Annotated in this window: 15 protein-coding genes; 4 read left to right on the top strand and 11 right to left on the bottom strand. The window is 56.4% G+C overall.

The window, feature by feature from the left end; translation table 11 throughout:
• The first annotated feature begins 28 nt into the window (after window positions 1-28).
• Both mlc and bioD read left to right on the top strand, forming a co-directional pair.
• Complete coding sequence (mlc, locus tag EL098_RS11835; protein WP_126356394.1) at window positions 29-1,246, top strand: sugar metabolism global transcriptional regulator Mlc; 1,218 nt, start codon at window positions 29-31, stop codon at window positions 1,244-1,246.
• A gap of 125 nt (window positions 1,247-1,371) precedes the next feature.
• Window positions 1,372-2,067, top strand: a complete 696-nt coding sequence (gene bioD / locus EL098_RS11830; protein ID WP_126356393.1) for a dethiobiotin synthase — start codon at window positions 1,372-1,374, stop codon at window positions 2,065-2,067.
• Here the strand turns inward: bioD and clcB are convergent.
• The 8 genes from clcB to EL098_RS11785 form a co-directional block, all read right to left on the bottom strand.
• Window positions 2,020-3,312, bottom strand: coding sequence for a voltage-gated ClC-type chloride channel ClcB (gene clcB, locus EL098_RS11825; protein ID WP_126356392.1), 1,293 nt, complete (start codon window positions 3,310-3,312; stop codon window positions 2,020-2,022). The genes bioD and clcB overlap by 48 nt on opposite strands.
• A 95-nt stretch (window positions 3,313-3,407) precedes the next feature.
• Complete coding sequence (osmV, locus tag EL098_RS11820) at window positions 3,408-4,553, bottom strand: osmoprotectant ABC transporter ATP-binding protein OsmV (RefSeq protein WP_126356391.1); 1,146 nt, start codon at window positions 4,551-4,553, stop codon at window positions 3,408-3,410.
• Window positions 4,554-4,795: 242 nt separating this feature from the next.
• A complete protein-coding gene (gene osmW / locus EL098_RS11810; protein WP_126356389.1) occupies window positions 4,796-5,434 on the bottom strand; it encodes an osmoprotectant ABC transporter permease OsmW in 639 nt (212 codons plus the stop codon).
• A gap of 9 nt (window positions 5,435-5,443) precedes the next feature.
• Window positions 5,444-6,349 (bottom strand): glycine betaine ABC transporter substrate-binding protein, encoded by a 906-nt coding sequence (locus EL098_RS11805; RefSeq protein ID WP_126356388.1) that lies wholly within the window; start codon window positions 6,347-6,349, stop codon window positions 5,444-5,446.
• 18 nt (window positions 6,350-6,367) lie between these two features.
• Window positions 6,368-7,084 (bottom strand): osmoprotectant ABC transporter permease OsmY, encoded by a 717-nt coding sequence (gene osmY, locus EL098_RS11800; RefSeq protein ID WP_126356387.1) that lies wholly within the window; start codon window positions 7,082-7,084, stop codon window positions 6,368-6,370.
• Window positions 7,085-7,396: 312 nt separating this feature from the next.
• Window positions 7,397-8,023 (bottom strand): Tat proofreading chaperone DmsD, encoded by a 627-nt coding sequence (gene dmsD / locus EL098_RS11795; RefSeq protein ID WP_126356386.1) that lies wholly within the window; start codon window positions 8,021-8,023, stop codon window positions 7,397-7,399.
• Window positions 8,024-8,033: 10 nt separating this feature from the next.
• On the bottom strand, window positions 8,034-10,475 hold the full coding sequence (gene ynfE / locus EL098_RS11790; RefSeq protein WP_126356385.1) for a selenate/tellurate reductase subunit YnfE: 2,442 nt from the start codon (window positions 10,473-10,475) through the stop codon (window positions 8,034-8,036).
• Between the two features lie 205 nt (window positions 10,476-10,680).
• Window positions 10,681-10,953, bottom strand: a complete 273-nt coding sequence (locus EL098_RS11785; protein WP_126356384.1) for a DUF1161 domain-containing protein — start codon at window positions 10,951-10,953, stop codon at window positions 10,681-10,683.
• Window positions 10,954-11,058: 105 nt separating this feature from the next.
• Here EL098_RS11785 and EL098_RS11780 point away from each other — a divergent pair, with 105 nt between their 5' ends.
• On the top strand, window positions 11,059-11,769 hold the full coding sequence (locus tag EL098_RS11780) for a YnfC family lipoprotein (protein ID WP_126356383.1): 711 nt from the start codon (window positions 11,059-11,061) through the stop codon (window positions 11,767-11,769).
• Between the two features lie 54 nt (window positions 11,770-11,823).
• On the opposite strand, the gene azoR is transcribed toward EL098_RS11780, so the two are convergent.
• On the bottom strand, window positions 11,824-12,429 hold the full coding sequence (gene azoR, locus EL098_RS11775) for an FMN-dependent NADH-azoreductase (RefSeq protein WP_008459208.1): 606 nt from the start codon (window positions 12,427-12,429) through the stop codon (window positions 11,824-11,826).
• A 213-nt stretch (window positions 12,430-12,642) separates the two neighbouring features.
• On the opposite strand from azoR, the gene hrpA reads away from it, so the two are divergent.
• A complete protein-coding gene (hrpA, locus tag EL098_RS11770) occupies window positions 12,643-16,542 on the top strand; it encodes an ATP-dependent RNA helicase HrpA (RefSeq protein WP_126356382.1) in 3,900 nt (1,299 codons plus the stop codon).
• Between the two features lie 34 nt (window positions 16,543-16,576).
• Here the strand turns inward: hrpA and EL098_RS11765 are convergent, their stop codons facing one another.
• Entirely contained in the window at window positions 16,577-17,233 is a 657-nt protein-coding gene (locus EL098_RS11765) for an O-methyltransferase (protein ID WP_126356381.1), read from the bottom strand.
• A 58-nt stretch (window positions 17,234-17,291) separates the two neighbouring features.
• On the bottom strand, window positions 17,292-19,589 hold the full coding sequence (locus EL098_RS11760; protein ID WP_126356380.1) for an FdhF/YdeP family oxidoreductase: 2,298 nt from the start codon (window positions 19,587-19,589) through the stop codon (window positions 17,292-17,294).
• Window positions 19,590-19,790: the final 201 nt, after the last annotated feature.

The raw sequence follows: 19,790 nt of genomic DNA, 5'->3' as shown, positions 1-19,790 counted from the left end.
CGAAGCGCGAAAATAAAGGGAGTCCCACGTGGTTGCTGATAGTCAGCCGGGCCATATCGATCAGATTAAACAAACCAATGCTGGCGTTGTTTATCGCTTGATTGATACCCACGGTCCGGTGTCGCGAATCGATCTTTCCCGTCTGGCGCAGCTGGCTCCGGCCAGCATCACCAAGATTGTACGGGAAATGCTTGAGGCGCACCTGGTACAGGAAACGGAAATTCAGGACCCCGGCAGCCGGGGGCGGCCCGCGGTGGGCCTGATGCTGGAAACAGAGGCGTGGCACTACCTCTCATTACGCCTGAGCCGCGGCGAAATCTCCCTTGGCCTGCGCGATCTCAGCAGCAGGCTGGTGGTCGAGGACACGGTAGCGCTTCCGACGGAGGACCCGCAGCCTCTGCTGGAGCGCATTGTTTTTCAGGTCGATCAGTTCTTTATTCGCCATCAGCATAAACTCGAACGTCTCACCGCCATCGCCATTACGCTGCCGGGAATTATCGATACCGTTCACGGTATTATTCACCGTATGCCGTTCTACAATGTCTGCGACATGCCACTGGGCGAGGCGCTGGAACAGCACACCGGCGTGCCGGTATTTATTCAGCATGACATCAGCGCCTGGACCATGGCTGAGGGGCTATTTGGCGCTTCTAAGGGCGCGAGGGACGTTATTCAGGTCGTGATCGATCACAACGTCGGCGCCGGGGTCATTACCGACGGTCGCCTGCTGCATGCGGGCAGCAGCAGCCTGGTAGAAATCGGCCACACGCAGGTCGATCCCTACGGCAAACGCTGCTATTGCGGCAATCACGGATGCCTGGAGACCATCGCCAGCATCGAAAGTGTGCTGGAGCTGGCGCAGCAGAGAATGAGCCAGTCCATGGGCTCCATGCTGCACGGCCAGCCGCTGAGCGTGGAGTCCCTGTGCGATGCCGCCCTCAACGGAGACCTGCTGGCGAAAGATATCATCACCGGCGTCGGTCAAAACGTTGGTCGTATTCTGGCCATTATGGTTAACCTGTTCAATCCACAAAAAATCCTTATTGGCTCGCCGCTTAACCGTGCTGCAGCGATTCTCCACCCGGCCATTACCGACTGCATTCGTCAGCAGGCGCTGCCCGCCTACAGCAGGCATACCGTGGTGGAGGGAACGCAGTTTAACAACCGGGGGACCATCGCCGGTGCCGCGCTGGTGAAAGACGCAATGTATAACGGCTCTTTATTAATTCGTCTGCTGCAGGGCTGATCTTACGCCCTGTTTAACCAAAAATTGCGCTATCTCAATCTGGCTACAACACCATTCTTTTAGACTTTCCCGGGTTAATTTTTTTCTTTTTACTTTTTTTGCCAGCATTACCTCGGGAGATAGTCATGCTTAAGCGTTTCTTTATAACGGGTACCGATACTGCCGTAGGGAAGACGGTGGTTTCACGAGCCTTGCTGCAGGCGCTGTCGGCCAACGGAAAAAGCGTCGTCGGCTACAAACCTGTCGCCAAGGGCAGTAAAGAGACGCCTGAAGGTCTGCGCAACAGGGATGCGCTGGTACTGCAAAGCGTTTCCTCCATTCAGTTGCCCTATGAGGCGATCAATCCTATCGCTTTAAGCGAAGAGGAGAGCAGCATCAGCCACCACGGGCCGATCAACTATTCGCTGCTGTCGAGCGGTCTGCAAAAACTGACCGACCAGATGGATCACGTGGTGGTGGAGGGCACCGGCGGCTGGCGAAGCCTGATGAACGATCTGCGCCCGCTCTCCGACTGGGTCGTCCAGGAGCAGCTGCCGGTGCTGCTGGTGGTGGGCATTCAGGAAGGCTGTATCAATCATGCCCTGCTGACGGCGCAGGCGATAGCCAATGACGGACTGCCGTTTGTTGGCTGGGTGGCTAACCGCATTAATCCCGGTCTTGCGCACTACGCGGAGATCATCGACGTGCTGAGTAAAAAGCTTGCCGGGCCGCCGGTGGGCGAACTGCCTTATCTGCCGAGAGCCGAACAGCGTGAACTGGGGGCGTATATTAATTTATCGCGGCTGCAAAGGGCTTTGCCGGTAGACAGACTGCGGGCGTAACCAGCGCGACAGCGTGGAGGCGATAACGCAGGTCAGCAGCAGGCCGGGGAGCAGCGTAAATTCCCCGGTCATTTCACAGATCATCAACGTAGCCATAATTGGCGCATGCGTTGTTGCCGCAAGCAATGACGCCATTCCCGTAAGTCCCAGCAGGATCATCAGCGGCTCACCGCCACCCCACAGCCCACAGATTTGACCAAACAGCAGCCCGAGTGCCGCGCCTATAAACAGCGTTGGCGTGAACACGCCGCCCGGCGCACCTGAGCCGCTGCTTGCCATCACTGCCAGCAGTTTGCACAGCAATACACCGGCCACAAACAGCAGGCTGGGCGGACTGGAGAGAAACGACTGCACCACGCTATAGCCGTTGCCCCAGGCGGTGGGCGTTACCAGCGAAAGCAGGCCGACAATCAGGCCACCGAGCGCCAGCTGGAGAGGCGGTGAGAGTTTGAGTGAGCGGAACATTACGCTGCTTTGAGCCAGCAGCCACAATATCAGCGGCCCGGCAAAGCCTGCGGTCAACCCGAGTAAGGCCATCAGCCCGTAGTGGGAGGGCAAAGGCGGGTCAAGCAGGGTAACGATGTACAGCGGTGCCTGACCGCCGTTCAGCAGGTGGGTCATCAGCAGAGCGCTGACGGCGGCAATCACCACCGGCCCGAGCGAGGCAAGGATCAGCGAGCCGAACAGAATCTCCGCGATAAACAGGCTGCCCGCCAGCGGTGCGTGGTAGGCGCTTGCCATCCCGGCTGCTGCACCGCAGGCCACCCACAGCTTCCACTCTTTATCCGGGGTAAAGCGCCGGGCAAACACGGAGGCAAAAACGGTTGCCAGCAGGATCATTGCCCCTTCGCGGCCGATGGCGCTGCCGCTTGCCACGACGATCAAAGAAGCGGCAGATTTCACCAGGCTTGACGGCACGTCCAGCCGGCCATCGCCGGTTTCAATGGCTTCCATATAATCCGTTGGCGCCGAAGGGCGCTGGCGGGTAGCCCGCTGCCAGCTCCAGAGCAGAAGCCCGGCCAGCAGGCCGCCAGCCGCAGGTGTTAAGGCACGTCGCCAGGGGGCCAGGGCGGACGCGGCCGCAACAAGGCTGCCGCCGTGATCGCCGAGGAGAACGTTTTCCAGCAGATACATAGACTGGCGGAACAGCCAGACTACCAGCGCGGAGGCCAGGCCAATGAAGACGGCAATCACCAGACGGCGAAGCATTTCTCTGATGTCAGGGAAGGCGTGTAAACGGTGCATAACACAAAAGGTCGCGGGGGAATGGCGCTATTGTGGGGGAGAAAGCCGTTAAGCTCAAAGAAAAATGCGCCACTTAGCGTGGCGCACAGGGCAGGTTAACTTTGGTGAATATTCAGCGCCCGGCGCGTTCGGCCCGAGCTGAGATAATCGGCAATATAATCCTGTGAAATTTCGCCGCTGTAGCGGCCATCTTCGTCCGTAATCGGCATCCAGACCATGTTGTGCTCATACAGTTTAGAGAGCACGATGCGCAGGTTTTCCTCCGCGCGGCCCGTCACACGGAATGGATGAAGCAGTTCGAGACAGTTGCCGGTTGCGCCCCTCGCTTCGCGGCGCTTAACGAAGCCCAGCGGCTTGCCGTCGGCATCAACCACGGTTATCGAACGCATATCGTTATCGTCCATGGTGGCGAAAGCCTCTGACAGCGGCGTGGACTCACGGGCGGTAATGGTCGGCTGCTGGTCGGTGACGTCCCCGGCCTGCACCAGCAGCAGCCGCTTCAGCGTACGGTCCTGCCCGACGAACGAGCCGACGAAATCATTGGCCGGCTTCGCCAGCAGCTCGTCCGGGCTGGCGCACTGGACGATTTTTCCCTGGCGGAAGACCGCAATACGGTCGCCCAGCTTCAGCGCCTCATCAATATCGTGGCTGACCAGCATCACCGTTTTTTTCAGCTGGCGCTGCATCTCCAGAAACTCATTCTGGATGGTTTCGCGGTTAATCGGGTCGACAGCGCCAAACGGCTCATCCATCAGCAGCACCGGAGGATCTGCCGCCAGGGCACGGATCACGCCAATACGCTGCTGCTGGCCGCCGGACATTTCGCGCGGATAGCGGTTAAGGAAGCGGTTAGGATCAAGAGCAACCATGCTCATTAGCTCGCTGGCCCGCTCTTTACAGCGGGCTTTGTCCCAGCCCAGCATACGCGGTACGACGGTGATGTTCTCTTCAATCGTCATGTTCGGAAACAGGCCGATTTGCTGAATGACGTAGCCGATGTTGCGGCGCAGGGTCACGGTGTCGAGGTCGTTGGTGTCCTGGCCGTTAATCAATATTTTGCCGCTGGTCGGTTTTATCAGGCGGTTGATCATTTTCAGGGTGGTGGTTTTGCCGCAGCCGGAAGGGCCGAGCAGCACACACATTTCCCCTTCGGGCACGTTCAGACTGACGTTGTCCACGGCGTTAAAGGTCTGACCGTTTTTCTGCACAAATTGTCGCGTGAGGTTTTCAAGTTTTATCATTATCAAATCCTCTTTGACGCTGGTGTTAGCGCCTTATTCCGTAAGTTTGTCTCGGGATGCCTCGCACTTCTGCTTTAGCCTTTGCATTGCATCTGGCGGCATAGGCGCAATCATCATGAGGCGGTAGGTCATGCACGCCTGCGTATCCTGGGGTGGTTTTGGCTCTGGCCTGGAAGTACAGGCTGCCAGCAGTGCCAGAGCCGAAAGAAGGAGGAGTTGAGCTATACGCATGGCGGCTTCCGTTACCATTTAGTGAAATGCAGCTGCAGGCGGTGCAGCAGCCAGTCAAGCACGATGGCTAACAGGCAGATCATCACCGCCCCGGCAATCAGCATGCGGATGTCGCTCCCGCCGATGCCGTTGAGCAGCAGCAGGCCCAGGCCGCCCGCGCCAATAACGGCGGCAATCGCCATTACGCCAATGTTCATCACTACCGCGGTGCGGATGCCGCCAAAAATCACCGGCAGCGCCATTGGGATCTCCACCCAGCGCAGACGCTGCCAGAAGGTCATGCCGATGCCGCGCCCGGCTTCACGTAGCCCCGGCGGCAGGCTGTCCAGCGCGGTGTGGGTGTTGCGCACGATAGGCAGCAGGGAGTAGAGGAATACCGCCGTCACGGCAGGCACTACGCCAATCCCCTGACCGATCAGCGAAAACAGCGGGATCATCAGGCCAAACAGCGCCACGGACGGAATGGTCAGCAGAATTGTGGCGAAGCCGAGAATCGGCGTAGCGAGCCATTTATGGCGCACGATAAGAATGCCCAGCGGCACGCCTGTCAGGATAGCCAGGCCGACGGCAATCAGCACCAGCACCAGGTGGTGCAGGGTCAGAGAGCCGATATACCCCGCGTTATCAATCATATAATGTAACGTTTCCACGATACCTCCTCAGAGCAAGCCTTTCTGCTGCAGGAATTCACGTGCTACCTGCTGCGGGGTTTCATGGTCGATATCAACTTTGGCATTCAGGGTTGTTATCACCTCGTTATTCAGCTCGGACGAAAGGGTGTTCAGCGCCTCCTCAAGCCCTGGGTGCGAGTCCAGCACATCTTTACGCACCACCGGCGTGACAGCGTAACTTGGGAAGAAGCCTTTATCGTCAACCAGCGCCTTCAGATCAAAGCCTTTCATTCGCCCGTCGGTGGTGTAGATAAGCCCGGCATCGACGAACCCGTCGCGGATGGCGTTATAGACGAGACCCGGGTCCATCTGACGGATCTGCGGGCGGTCCAGCGCCATGTTGTAAACCTGCTGCAGAGGCTTCAGGCCGTCGCTGCGTCCGGCAAATTCCAGATCGAGACCCAGCATCCAGTTATGTTTAGGATCGGTCTGACGGATATGCTCGATGCGCTCCACCAGCTGCGACATTGTGGTAATCCCTTCTTTTTCAGCACGCTCTCGCTTCATCGCAAATGCGTAGGTGTTGTTCATCTCGGCCGGTTTAAGCCAGACCAGACCAAGCTTTGCATCCAGCTTTTTTACCGTGTTGTACGACTCTTCCGGCGTCATTCGCTTGTTGATGTGGTTGAAGATAATCAGCGAGGTACCGGTGTACTCCCAGGTCATATCGATCTGTTTATTGATCATCGCATTGCGGGAAATCACCGTGGCGATATTGGTCTGGGGCGTCACCTGAAAGCCTTTTTTAGCCAGGTACTGGGTGGTCATCGCCGACAAAATATGCTGCTCGGTAAAGCTTTTGGTCGCCAGAATCAGCGGCGCGGCCTGGGCCTGCAGGCCAATGAGCGATGCCGCAGCAATCGCCGCCGTCAACACGCGTGAAAACAGTCTCATAAACGCTCCTTTTTGTTGTTATCTGGCGGTATGGGGGCTCAGCGCACGTCCCAGGCCGGCAAGCGCAAGATCGAGGATCAGGGCGAACAGCGCCGTGGCTACCGCGCCGAGAATCAGCGTCGGGAAGTCGTTCAGGTAAATCCCCGGGAAGATAAGTTCTCCGTAGCTGCTGGCGCCGATCAGGAAGGCCAGCGGTGCGGTACCCACGTTGATTGCCGTGGCAATCCGTACGCCTGAAAGGATTACCGGCCAGGCATTCGGAAGCTCAACCTGACGCAGACGCTGCATTTTGGTCATGCCAATGCCGTTGGCGGCCTCTATCAGCGAAGCAGGGACGCTGCAAAGCCCGGCGTAGGTATTACGTACTATTGGCAGCAGCGAAGCGAGGAACAGAGCGATAATGGCCGGTTTGTCGCCGATGCCGATGATCACCATAGCCAGCGCCAGCACCGCAAGCGGCGGCAGCGTGTTACCAATGTTGAAAATCTGCATGACGTACTCTGCCCAGCGGCGAGCCGCGGGGCGGCTGAGTAGAATTCCGCTGGGAATACCGACCAGCAGGGCGAGCGCCATCGAGCTAAATACCAGAATCAGGTGCTGTTGCCCGAGGTAGACCAAATCCTCCTGTCGGGCCTTGATCGTCTCGGGGCCAATGCCCCAGACCAGCAGACCGAGCACTAAAATAAGCGCAAGAAGCCCGAGCAGGAACCGTGTTGCGAAGGATGCGTTTTGCATTGCAGTGTGTCTCCCTGTGTGCACGCTTTATGGCCGCCGGAGGGACGGCCTGTTGTTATGCCATGTGTCGGCAGGGTGTCTGGAGCTATAGCAACGCAGCGTCGGGGATGCCAGTTTCAGAGATCATTCAGTGGCTAATGATTTACCTGATAAAGTACTGGCCGAGCCTTATAGGGCCTGGGTTAGGGGCGGTAAGTAAAGATTTGTCTTAAAAATGTTAACGTGAAGTTACGGTGTCACATTTGAAGTGCGGTGAAACGGGAAGATTTTCAGGAAACCGGAAGTATCCGGCTTCCTGAACGGCCAGGATTCTTAGAAGTGAATCTCTTTGCTGGCGACGGGCAAAACCATGCCTTTTTTCCAGTCTGAAAGCGTCATTTTCGCCAGTTTGCCAACTCCGCTATAGAAATCATTAGAGGTGTTTTCGGCAAACAGCGTCAGGTAGCGCTCTGCCCAGGGAAGCAGGTGCCAGGCAAGCAGCTCATCCAGCGGCTGCGGCCGGTCGCCTTCGGCAAGCCATGCCGCCAGCATCAGCAGCAGGCCAAAATGATCGTCCGGCTCGTTTTGATTCATCTGCGGGGCAAAACCCTGCCCGCGCATCCACTGGCGCAGCTCAAGCATCGAGTCGCCAAACAGCACGTTTTCTTTGTCGAGATAAACGGATCCCCAGGGCGGCGCGGGAAGCGCATAAGGGCCGATGAATAAACGCTGATGCTCGGCGCGCAATGAGGCCTCGCCTTCCTTTATTCCTCGAGCTATTTGACTGGCAATGCCCGGCAAGGCATCCGACGGGTAAGGCCACTCGGCGACCCAGCTTTCCCCGGCCAGCATGGCAAGCAGGGTTTCATTCTCTGCGCTGTGCGGAGCGTGGTAAAACAGCGTACCCACTATTTTTCCGCTAAGAGCGACAGCAGCCAGCCGCTGTGGATCTGATAACATGTTGGCTTCCTTAAATTTTTTTAATTTCAACGAGGTTGGTGTGCTGCGGGTTACCCTTTGCCAGCGGCGACGGGCGATGCGTGGTCAGCGTATTGATGCAGGCGCCGCGGTCGATTCTGTCGCCGCTCATATCGGCGTTATGCCAGGCGCCCTGGCCCATCGCTGCCACGCCCGGCATGATGCGTGGGGTAACTTTGGCTTCAATGTGTACTTCACCTCGTCCGTTAAACACACTGACCTTGTCACCGTTGGCAATCCCACGTCGTTTAGCATCGAGCGGGTTAATCCACACCTCCTGACGCGCTGCGGCCTGCAGGACGTCAATGTTGCCGTAGGTTGAGTGGGTTCTGGCTTTATAGTGGAAGCCAAACAGCTGGAGCGGGAACTCGCCGCGCTGCGGATCGTCCCAGCCTTCAAAAGTTGAGGCATAGACGGGCAGCGGGCTGATGGTTTCGTCTTTTTCCAGCTCCCAGCTGGCGGCGATATCAGCAAGCCTGCTGGAATAAATTTCAATTTTTCCGGACGGCGTTTTGAGCGGGTTTGCCTGCGGATCTTCGCGGAATTTTTTGTAGGCCACAAAATGGCCCGCCGGATCTTTTCGCTTGTAAATGCCCATATCCCGCAGGGCATCCCAGGCGGGAAGTGCCGGATCTTTCGCCAGCATTTTGGCGTACAGATATTGCAGCCACTCGCGCTGAGATCTTCCTTCCGTAAAGGCCTGATGCACATCGTCACCCAGCCTTTTGGCCACCTCGCTCATTATCCAGTAGATAGGCTTGCGCTCAAATTTAGGCGCGGTAGCGGGCTGAATGAAAATCAGGTAGCCCATATTGCCCGCGTAATCGTTAGGAATGATGTCCTCCTGTTCGACGGTCATCAGATCCGGCAGCAGGATATCGGCGTATTTCGCCGATGAGGTCATAAAGTTCTCGATCACCACAATCATTTCGCACTGCTTATCGTTCTGCAAAATAGCGTGAGTCTTGTTGATGTCGGAGTGCTGGTTGATCAGGGTGTTGCCCGCATAATTCCAGATAAACTTAATCGGAACGTCCAGCTTCTCTTTGCCTCGCACGCCGTCACGTCTGGCGGTCATTTCCGCGCCCCGGACAATGGCATCCGTCCAGCTGAAGCAGGAGATTTGGGTTTTTACCGGGTTTTCCAGCACCGGCATGCGTTCGATGGTGATGGTGTAGGTAGATTCACGAGCGCCGCTGTTGCCGCCGTTAATTCCCACATTGCCGGTGAGAATGGGCAGCATAGCGATGGCGCGTGAGGTGAGTTCGCCGTTAGCCTGGCGCTGAGGGCCCCAGCCCTGGGCAATGTAGGCGGGTTTTGTGCCGGCAATTTCACGCGCCAGCTTGATGATTCTGTCGGCCGGAATACCGGTGATCCCGGCGGCCCACTGCGGCGTTTTCTCAACGCCGTCTTCGCCTTCGCCCAGAATATAGGCTTTATAGTGGCCGTTACGCGGGGCGTCGGCGGGGAGTGTTTTTTCGTCATAGCCGACGCAGTATTTATCCAGGAATGGCTGATCGACCAGATCCTCGCTAATCATTACGTGAGCGAGGCCCGCAACCAGCGCGGTGTCCGTCCCCGGGCGAATCGGGATCCATTCATCTTCCCGGCCTGCTGCGGTGTCGGTGTAGCGTGGGTCGATAACAATCATTCTGGCGTTTGAGCGCTCGCGGGCCTGCTCAAGGTAGTAAGTAATGCCGCCGCCGCTCATGCGGGTTTCTGCCGGATTATTGCCGAACAGCACGACCAGCTTGCTGTTTTCGATATCTGAAGTGCTATTGCCGTCGTTGCTGCCGTAGGTGTAAGGCATCGCACAGGCGATTTGCGCGGTGCTGTAGGTGCCGTAGTGGCTGAGATAACCGCCATAACAGTTCATCAGGCGGGCCACCAGAGAGGCGTAAGGGGACGAGCGGGTAATATTCCCGCCGACCACGCCGGAGGAGTAGTTGATATAAACCGCTTCGTTGCCCTGTTTTTCGACGGTTTGCTTCAGGCTGGTGCTGACGATATCCAGCGCTTCATCCCAGCTGATACGCTCAAACTTGCCTTCTCCGCGCTTGCCAACGCGCTTCATCGGGTAATTCAGGCGTTCCGGATGGTTAATTCGGCGGCGGATGGAGCGCCCGCGCAGGCAGGCCCGCACCTGATGATCGCCATAGGTATCCAGCCCGGTATTATCCGTTTCAACCCAGTAAACTTCTTCGTCGCGGACGTGCAGCCGCAGGGCGCAGCGGCTGCCGCAGTTGACCGAGCAGGCTCCCCAGACAACTTTGTCTTTGCTTTCCGGCGACAGTGCTTTAGCGACAGCGGCCGCCGCGCTGCGCAGGCCAAAAGGCAGCGAAATACCGCCGGCAGCGAGCGCCAGCCCGCCAATGGCCGAGGATTTTACCAGGCTACGGCGGCTAATACCGCCCGAATTATTGAGGTTCGACATCGCTCTCTCCATGACTTTTTGTCGTGTGGAAGACGTTATTTTTGTATTTGAGTTTTGGTGATTGCTGGGCAGCCGCGGCTGCGGTCATTCCCGGAGGAGAGTGTTACTCAATTAGGGGTAGGCGTTATTAACACCAATCAAAGTTGCGGCGATTGAGGACGAAGAGACAGGACAATGCAGGGTGTGCGGCACCCTGCACAAGAGATTATTGCGGTTCGTTTTCCGGTGCCGCGCCACCGGCGATGCGGGTATAGACGATTTTTTGCGTATCGTTCGCGCAGTGGCCAACGACCTGGCCGCCGGCTTTGTCCACCTGATCGTTCGGCACGATGGTGAGCGAGAAGCCCGACTCCGGCACGCCGTTATTGATAATTTTCTGCTGAATATCCGCTTTGACTTTTTCGCAGCTGCCCTGTGCGGCCAACGCCGGGGCGGCAGCGATCAGCAGTATCGTGCTTAACCAAACGGTACGTTTCATCATCTCTTCCTTATGTTGAGGTGAACTATAAGAATAGCGCTTTTAGTGTAAAGTGTTGTATTTGCTTATATCATGTTATGACATAAAAAAGGAGAGCGGCAAAACGTGAAGAAAATCATAATCCTCGGCACGCTGGCTTTAGGGCTTAACGGGTGTGACAACGCCCGGTCTCCGCAGGCGTATACGCCAGAAATGGCCAGTTTTTCAAACGAGTTCGATTTTGACCCGATGCGTGGCCCGGTAAAGGATTTTAGCCAGACCCTGATGAACGAGAAGGGGCAGGTTTTAAAAAGAGTCAGCGGTTCGCTGTCAGAGGAAGGGTGCTTTGACAGCCTGGAGTTTCACGATATTGAAAACAACAGCGGGGCAGCGCTGACGCTCGATGCTAACTACTATGTTGATGCGGTGAGTCTTGAAAAACGCGTCCGGCTGCAGGGTAAATGCCAGTTGGCAGCGTTGCCCGCCGCAGGCATCAGCTACGACACCGATGACAATGATTTCGTGACCGCCGCGAAGGGCAAAGACGTGCTGGTCACCTACAAGTATGACAGTGAAGGTTATCCGCTGGGCAAGGTGACGAAATCGAAAGACAGCGAGCTCGCCATCGTGGCGCAGGCCGGGGTCGATAAAAAGAAAAAGCTGGATTACAGCGCCACAACCAGCCTGAACGGCAAAGCCATCGGGGCGGTTAAGCAAACCTGTGATTATGACCGGCATTTCAACCCGCTGTCCTGCGACCTGGAAATGACGGATGACTCTGCCACGCCGCCAACCGTTGCGCATTACACGATTAAAAATACGGTTGAGTATTACTGACGAAAGGGTATTGCGAAGATTGTCCCTCTCCCTGGCAGGGAGAGGGAATACGTCTTACGCTGCGACGATGCTGTCGATAGCGGCTTTAGCGTCAGTCTGGGCCTTAGCAGCCACTTCAGGGCCGTAACCAAAACCTTCTGCAAACACGTAGTTCACGTCGGTGATCCCGATGAAGCCCAGGAACACGTTCAGGTATGGCACCAGCAGGTCAGTTGGGGTGTCCTTGTGGATACCGCCGCGAGAGGTCACTACCAGGGCACGTTTGCCGGTCACCAGGCCTTCAGGGCCTTTCTCGGTATAGCGGAAGGTCACGCCAGCGCGGGCGACGAGGTCGAAGTAGTTTTTCAGCTGAGTAGGGATGTTGAAGTTATACATCGGCGCGTTAAACACAATCACGTCATGCGCTTTCAGTTCGGCAATCAGCTCATCGGACAGCGCCAGAGCTTCCTGCTGACGTGGGGTCAGCGCAGCATCGGAAGGGCGCAGAGCACCGACCAGTTCACCATCCAGTACCGGGATTGGGTTTGCCGCCAGGTCACGAACGGTAATCTCATCAGCGCTGTGCTTTTCGCGCCATTGTTCAACAAAATAGTCGGACAGCTGGTTGGACTGAGAATAACCTGCCAGGATGCTGGATTTCAGAACTAATACTTTGCTCATGGGATAATTCCTTAGTGTTTGGTCAGTCGGACAATATGCCCGCTCGCTGAGGCTTAATGTATTCACAATCCGGTTACATAGATAGCGCAATATATCGAACCCTATATTCGAATTTATTGAACAAGGCGCGAAAAACCGGGGTGTGGTAAAATAGCGGAAATCAACGCCGTGACTTATCCGGTTGTGCCCGGTAGCGAAATAACGATAGATAAAATGGAAATGACGAAACCCTCGCTGTCCTCTTTGTTTGCCCGCCTTGACGAGCTGATGCTCCGCGACAGACAACGCTTTTCTCGCCGTCTGCACGGCGCGAAGAAAATAAAAAATGCTGATGCTCAGCAGGCTCTGTTTGACACGCTGGCCGCAGAAATCGACGCCGCCGCTGGCAAAGTACAGCTGCGCGTAGCCGCTCGTCCGGCGATTACCTATCCTGAAAATCTTCCGGTGAGCCAGAAGAAACAGGACATCCTGAACGCTGTGCGCGACCACCAGGTAGTGATCGTGGCGGGTGAAACGGGTTCAGGGAAAACCACCCAGTTGCCTAAAATCTGTATGGAGCTGGGGCGCGGCGTTAAGGGGCTGATCGGCCACACGCAGCCTCGCCGCCTGGCGGCGCGTACCGTGGCAAACCGTATTGCTGAAGAATTGCAAACGGAACCCGGCGGCTGCGTAGGCTACAAGGTGCGTTTCTCCGACCACGTTGGCGATAACACCATGGTCAAGCTGATGACGGACGGGATCCTGCTGGCAGAAATTCAGCAGGACAGGCTGCTAATGCAGTACGACACCATCATCATCGATGAGGCCCACGAGCGGAGCCTGAATATCGACTTCCTGCTCGGCTACCTTCGTGAACTGCTGCCGAAGCGTCCTGACCTTAAGATCATCATCACCTCGGCGACCATTGACCCGGAACGTTTCTCGCGCCACTTCAATAATGCGCCGATCATCGAAGTTTCAGGGCGTACTTATCCGGTGGAAGTGCGCTATCGCCCGATGGTTGAAGACAACGATGATACCGACCGCGATCAGCTGCAGGCTATTTTCGATGCCGTTGACGAGCTTGGTCATGAAAGCGCGGGCGATATTCTGATCTTCATGAGCGGCGAGCGTGAAATTCGCGATACGGCAGACGCGCTGACGAAGCTTAATTTGCCGCATACGGAGATCCTGCCGCTCTATGCTCGCCTGTCCAACAGCGAGCAAAACCGCGTTTTCCAGGCTCATGTCGGGCGGCGCATCGTGCTGGCGACCAACGTTGCGGAAACCTCGCTGACCGTGCCGGGCATTAAGTACGTTATCGACCCGGGCACGGCGCGCATCAGCCGTTACAGCTATCGCACCAAGGTCCAGCGCCTGCCGATCGAGCCGGTTTCTCAGGCTTCAGCAAATCAGCGTAAAGGCCGCTGCGGTCGCGTGTCGGAGGGGATTTGTATTCGCCTTTACTCCGAAGATGACTTCCTGTCGCGCCCCGAGTTTACCGATCCGGAAATCCTGCGTACCAACCTTGCATCCGTTATTTTGCAGATGACGGCGCTGGGGCTGGGGGATATTCAGGCTTTCCCGTTCGTTGAGGCGCCGGACAAGCGTAATATTCAGGACGGCGTTCGCCTGCTGGAAGAGCTGGGCGCTATTACCAGCGATGAAGATCACAGCGTTTATAAACTGACGCCCTCTGGCCGTCAGCTTTCACAGCTGCCTGTCGACCCGCGTCTCGCCAAAATGGTGCTGGAAGCGCAGAAGTTTGGCTGCGTGCGTGAGGTGATGATCATTACCTCTGCGCTGTCCATTCAGGATCCGCGCGAGCGTCCAATGGACAAGCAGCAGGCGTCGGATGAGAAGCACCGTCGTTTCCACGATAAAGAGTCGGACTTCCTGGCTTACGTGAACCTGTGGAACTACCTCGGCGAGCAGCAAAAAGCGCTCTCTTCAAATCAGTTCCGCCGCCAGTGCAAGCTGGATTTCCTTAACTACCTGCGCGTTCGCGAATGGCAGGATATCTATACCCAGCTGCGCCAGGTGGTGAAAGAGCTTGGCCTGCCGGTGAACAGCGAACCCGGTGACTTCCGCGCGGTACACTCGGCATTGCTGACCGGGCTGCTGTCCCATATCGGACAGAAGGACACGGAAAAGCAGGAGTATACCGGGGCACGTAACGCTCGCTTCTCCATCTTCCCTGGCTCCGGTTTATTTAAAAAGCCGCCGAAATGGACAATGGTAGCCGAGCTGGTTGAGACCAGCCGCCTGTGGGGGCGCATTGCCGCCCGTATCGATCCGGAATGGATTGAGCCGCTGGCGCAGCATCTGATTAAGCGGTCGTACAGCGAGCCGCACTGGGAGAAAGCTCAGGGCGCAGTAATGGCCCAGGAAAAAGTCACTCTCTATGGGCTGCCGATTGTGGCCGCGCGTAAAGTAAATTACAGCGATATCGACCCGGCCCTGTGCCGCGAGCTGTTTATCCGCCACGCTCTGGTGGAAGGCGACTGGCAAACCCGTCACGCTTTCTTCCGCGACAATCTCAGGCTGCGGGCGGAAATCGAAGATCTGGAGCATAAGTCCCGCCGTCGCGACATCCTGGTGGACGACGAAACTCTGTTTGAGTTTTATGACCAGCGTATAGCCCATGACGTGATTTCCGCGCGTCATTTCGACAGCTGGTGGAAAAAGACCAGCCGCGAAACGCCGGACCTGCTGAACTTCGAAAAAAATATGCTGATCAGGGAAGGTGCGGAGCAGGTCAGCAAGCTGGACTATCCAAACTTCTGGCACCAGGGCAACCTCAAGCTGCGTCTGACCTACCAGTTTGAACCAGGCGCGGACGCGGACGGCGTAACGGTGCATATCCCGCTGCCGCTGCTTAACCAGGTGGAAGAATCAGGCTTTGAGTGGCAGATCCCGGGCGTGCGCCGCGAGCTGATTATTGCCCTGATCAAATCGCTGCCGAAGCCGGTTCGCCGCAATTTTGTGCCTGCCCCTAACTATGCTGAAGCATTTTTGGGCCGCGCTACGCCGCTGGAGCTGCCGCTGCTGGACAGCCTTGAGCGCGAATTCCGCCGCATGGCGGGCGTTACCATTGACCGGGAAGACTGGCACTGGGATCAGGTGCCCGATCACCTGAAAATGACGTTCCGCGTGGTGGATGAGCACAACAAAAAGCTGAAAGAGGGCAAAGACCTTAGCGAGCTGAAAGGCGGCCTGAAAGATAAAGTCCAGCAGACGCTCTCCGCAGTGGCGGATGATGGCATCGAGCAGAGCGGGCTGCACATCTGGAGCTTTGGTTCCCTGCCTGAAAGCTATGAGCAGAAACGCGGCAACTACCGGATGAAGGCTTTCCCTGCGCTGGTGGACGAAAAAGAGAGCGTGGCTATTAAGCTGTTCGATAATCCTCTCGAACAACAACAGGCAATGTGGCGCGGTCTGCGCCGTCTGCTGCTGTTAAATATCCCGTCGCCGGTGAAATACCTGCATGAAAAGCTGCCGAATAAAGCCAAGCTCGGCCTGTACTTTAACCCGTACGGCAAAGTTCTGGAGCTTATCGACGACTGCATCTCCTGCGGCATTGATAAGCTGATTGCGCAGAACGGCGGGCCGGTCTGGAGCGAAGAAGGTTTTGCCGTATTGCATGAAAAAGTGCGTGCAGATCTGAATGACACGGTGGTTGAGATTGCCAAACAGGTTGAACAGATCCTCACTACGGTATTTAACATCAATAAACGGCTGAAAGGGCGCGTGGATATGACCATGGCGCTTGGCCTGTCTGACGTTAAGGCGCAGATGAGCGGCCTGGTTTATCGTGGTTTTGTCACCGGCAACGGCTATAAGCGCCTCGGCGATACGCTGCGTTACCTGCAGGCTATCGAGAAGCGGCTGGAAAAAATGGCTATCGATCCGCACCGCGATCGCGCGCAGATGCTCAAGGTAGAAAGCGTGCAGCAGGCCTGGCAGCAGTGGCTGAATAAGCTGCCGCCGGCCAGTCGCGAAAACGAACAGGTGCAGGAGATCCGCTGGATGATAGAAGAGCTGCGAGTCAGCTACTTTGCTCAGCAGCTTGGGACCCCGTACCCGATTTCAGATAAGCGTATTTTGCAGGCGATGGAGCAGGTGGCGCTCTGATAGGTATGCCTTTCCATGAGGAAAGGCATGTTACTTAGTTAACCCTTGCCAGCGTAAAACCATCCCAGCCTTTACTGCCAACAGTCTGTAATGCGGTGACAGAAAGGCGTGGGTTGTTCCCCATAAGCTCGATAAACGTTCGCACACCCTGAACGCGCTCATCGCTGCTTTCTGGGTTGGCAACCTCGCCGTCGCGCACCACATTATCGCCGATGATTAACGTGCCGGGACGCGAATATTTCAATGCCCATTCCAGATAAACCGGGTTATTCGGCTTATCCGCATCAATAAAAATCAAATCAAACGGCGCGTTATGGCCTAATTCGGCCAGCGTTTCTGCTGCTGGGCCAACATGCAGGTCAATCTGTTTTTCCAGTCCAGCCAGCTTAATGTTTTTTTGCGCAACCTCAGCGTGACGAGGGTCGGCTTCAAGCGTGATCAGTTTGCCGTCGGCGGGTAGCGCTCTCGCCATCCAGACGGAGCTGTATGCGCCCAGCGTGCCAATCTCCAGGATCTTTCTTGCACCGGTGATCTCCACCAGCAACTGCAGGAATTTCCCCTGGTTAGGTGCGACATCGTGGGCAGGAAGTCCGGCAGCATGATTGTTTGCCAGAATTTGCTGAAAAACGGTATCGGAAGGGATCAGGGAATGAACGAGGTACTCATCAACATCAGACCATTTTTTCTGCATTGCTTACTCCATGTTAAGAGACAACGTTTTCCCTCACCCCGGCGGGGAGAGGGAGCTGTTAGGCAATACGTCGCGTATCTGCCGCTTCGCTGCGGGTGATTTTCACCGGTACAGATTTCGACGTTGGCGTACCGGTGCCGTCGCCTACGCTGCCAAGCGGCACCAGCGGGTTAGTTTCCGGGTAATAGGCCGCGAGGTTACCGCGCGGTATATCATACGCAACCAGCTTAAAGCCGCTGACTTTACGCGTAATGCCATCGTGCCAGAGGGTTTCAATGTCGACCTTATCGCTGTCGTTCAGACCGAGCTCGCCCATATCATCCGGATGAATAAACAGCACTTCACGCTGTCCGTAAACGCCGCGGTAGCGATCGTCCAGGCCGTAGATCGTGGTGTTGTACTGGTCATGCGAGCGCAGCGTTTGCAGCGTGAACGGGGCTTCCACTCCTTGCCATAGCGAATCAGGAAGCGTGGCGTTGCTGAACTCGGCTTTTCCACTCGGCGTATTAAAACGCAGCTCGGCCGCCGCGTTGCCCAGATAGAAACCGCCGGGCTCTTCGCAGCGCTGGTTGAAGTTTTTAAAGCCCGGCAGGGTGGCGGCAATATGATCGCGGATCAGGTTGTAGTCATCGGCCAGTTCCAGCCAGTCGAGTTTGCATCTGCCCAAAACCGCATCGGCTATGCCGGCAACAATAGCGGTTTCCGAACGCTGCGTGTCCGCAATCGGCTTGCCGATACCTTCGGAGGCGTGGACCATGCTAAAGGAGTCTTCGACGGTGACAAACTGGCGTCCGGAAACCTGCATATCTTCTTCTGTACGGCCAAGCGTCGGCAATATCAGCGAGGCTTTACCCGGCACCAGGTGGCTGCGGTTAAGCTTGGTGCTGATGAAAACTGTCAGGCCACAGCGGCTGATGGCTTCTTCCGTGCGTGGGCTGTCCGGTGCCGCAGCGGCAAGGTTTCCGCCAAGGGCAATCAGCACTTTGATTTCATCGCGCAGCATTGCTGCCAGGGCTTCAACGGTATTGTGGCCGTGCACGCGCGGGGGTTCAAAATCAAAGTGTTTTGCCAGACTATCGAGCAGGCTCACCGGCGGCTTTTCATCAATGCCCATCGTACGGTTGCCCTGTACGTTGCTGTGGCCGCGCACAGGACACAGGCCCGCGCCCGGACGGCCTAAATGGCCACCGAGCAGCTGCAGGTTGACGATTTCGCGCACGGTGTTGAGCGAGTGTTTGTGCTGAGTGATGCCCATCGCCCAGGTAAAAATCACTCGTTTAGAATGTTGCCAGATAGCCGCGGCGTCGCGGATTTGCAGTTCGCTCAGGCCTGACTGTTGGGTGATCTTCTCCCAGCTGGTTTCATCGATAGCGGTGAACCAGGCCTCCACGCCGTGTGTATTGGCTTCAATAAAGGCCAGATCGAACACGCCTTCTTCACCTTCGGTGATGAGGTGGCGATGGACTTCCAGCAGCGCTTTGGCCATGCCGCGAACGGCAGCCATATCGCCGCCAAGGTTGGGCTGGTAATAGTTGGTGCTGATGGTGCCCGCCAGCGGGGTGATGACTTCAAGCGGTTTTTGCGGATCGGCAAAACGTTCGAGACCGCGCTCACGCAGGGTGTTAAAGGTGATAATCTGGGCGCCGTTTTCCGCCGCATGACGCAGGCTGTGCAGCATACGAGGGTGGTTAGTGCCGGGGTTCTGCCCAAAGACAAAAATGGCGTCGGCTTTATCAAAATCATCCAGCCGGATGGTGCCTTTCCCGACGCCGATGCTGCGCTTCAGCCCGCTGCCGCTGGCTTCGTGGCACATATTTGAGCAGTCAGGAAAATTATTGGTGCCCAGCATGCGGCCAAAAAGCTGATAAAGGTAAGAGGCTTCATTGCTGGCGCGGCCGGAGGTATAAAGCTCAAGCTGGTTCGGGTTATCCATCGCCTTGATGTGTTGCGCAATCATACTAAGCGCGTTGGCCCAGCTAATCGGTTCGTAACGATCGGTTTGCGGATTGTAGCTGAGCGGCTCGGTAAGACGCCCCTGATATTCAAGGAAGTAGTCGCTTTGCTGGTAGAGTTTACTGACGCTGTGTCGGGCAAAGAAGTCGCTGTCGATAAAGCGACGAGTGGCTTCCCAGGTGACGGCTTTAGCGCCATTCTCGCAAAAACTAAACGTGCTTTTGTTATCGTCCCCCCAGGCGCAGCCGGGACAGTCAAAGCCTTTGGCTTTGTTCATGCGCATCAGGTTGCGCAGGTTTTTCAGGGCATGTTTGCTGTCGATAACGAAGCGGGTTGTCGCTTCGAGAGAGCCCCAGCCGCCCGCGGCGGCCTGGTAAGGCTTGATAGCCGATTTGAATTTCATATGGCAGGTGTCACTTGTTATGGTTGGTTGCGCAATAACACAGATCAGTTGCTTACTTTTAGTTTACTCCTGATTAACATTTGTGGAAGCGCTAACGTCAATCGGCGGTCAACGAAACGGCAAGGGGCGTCAAATCACCTGGGGGATGCGCCGCATCACCGTCAGGCAGAGAAATAATTCTTGTTGTAGAGATAGAGAAGA

Origin of the sequence: Cedecea lapagei, assembly GCF_900635955.1 — a bacterium.
GTDB classification, from domain to species: Bacteria; Pseudomonadota; Gammaproteobacteria; order Enterobacterales; family Enterobacteriaceae; genus Cedecea; species Cedecea lapagei.
This window is presented reverse-complemented; position numbering and strand designations above follow the sequence as displayed.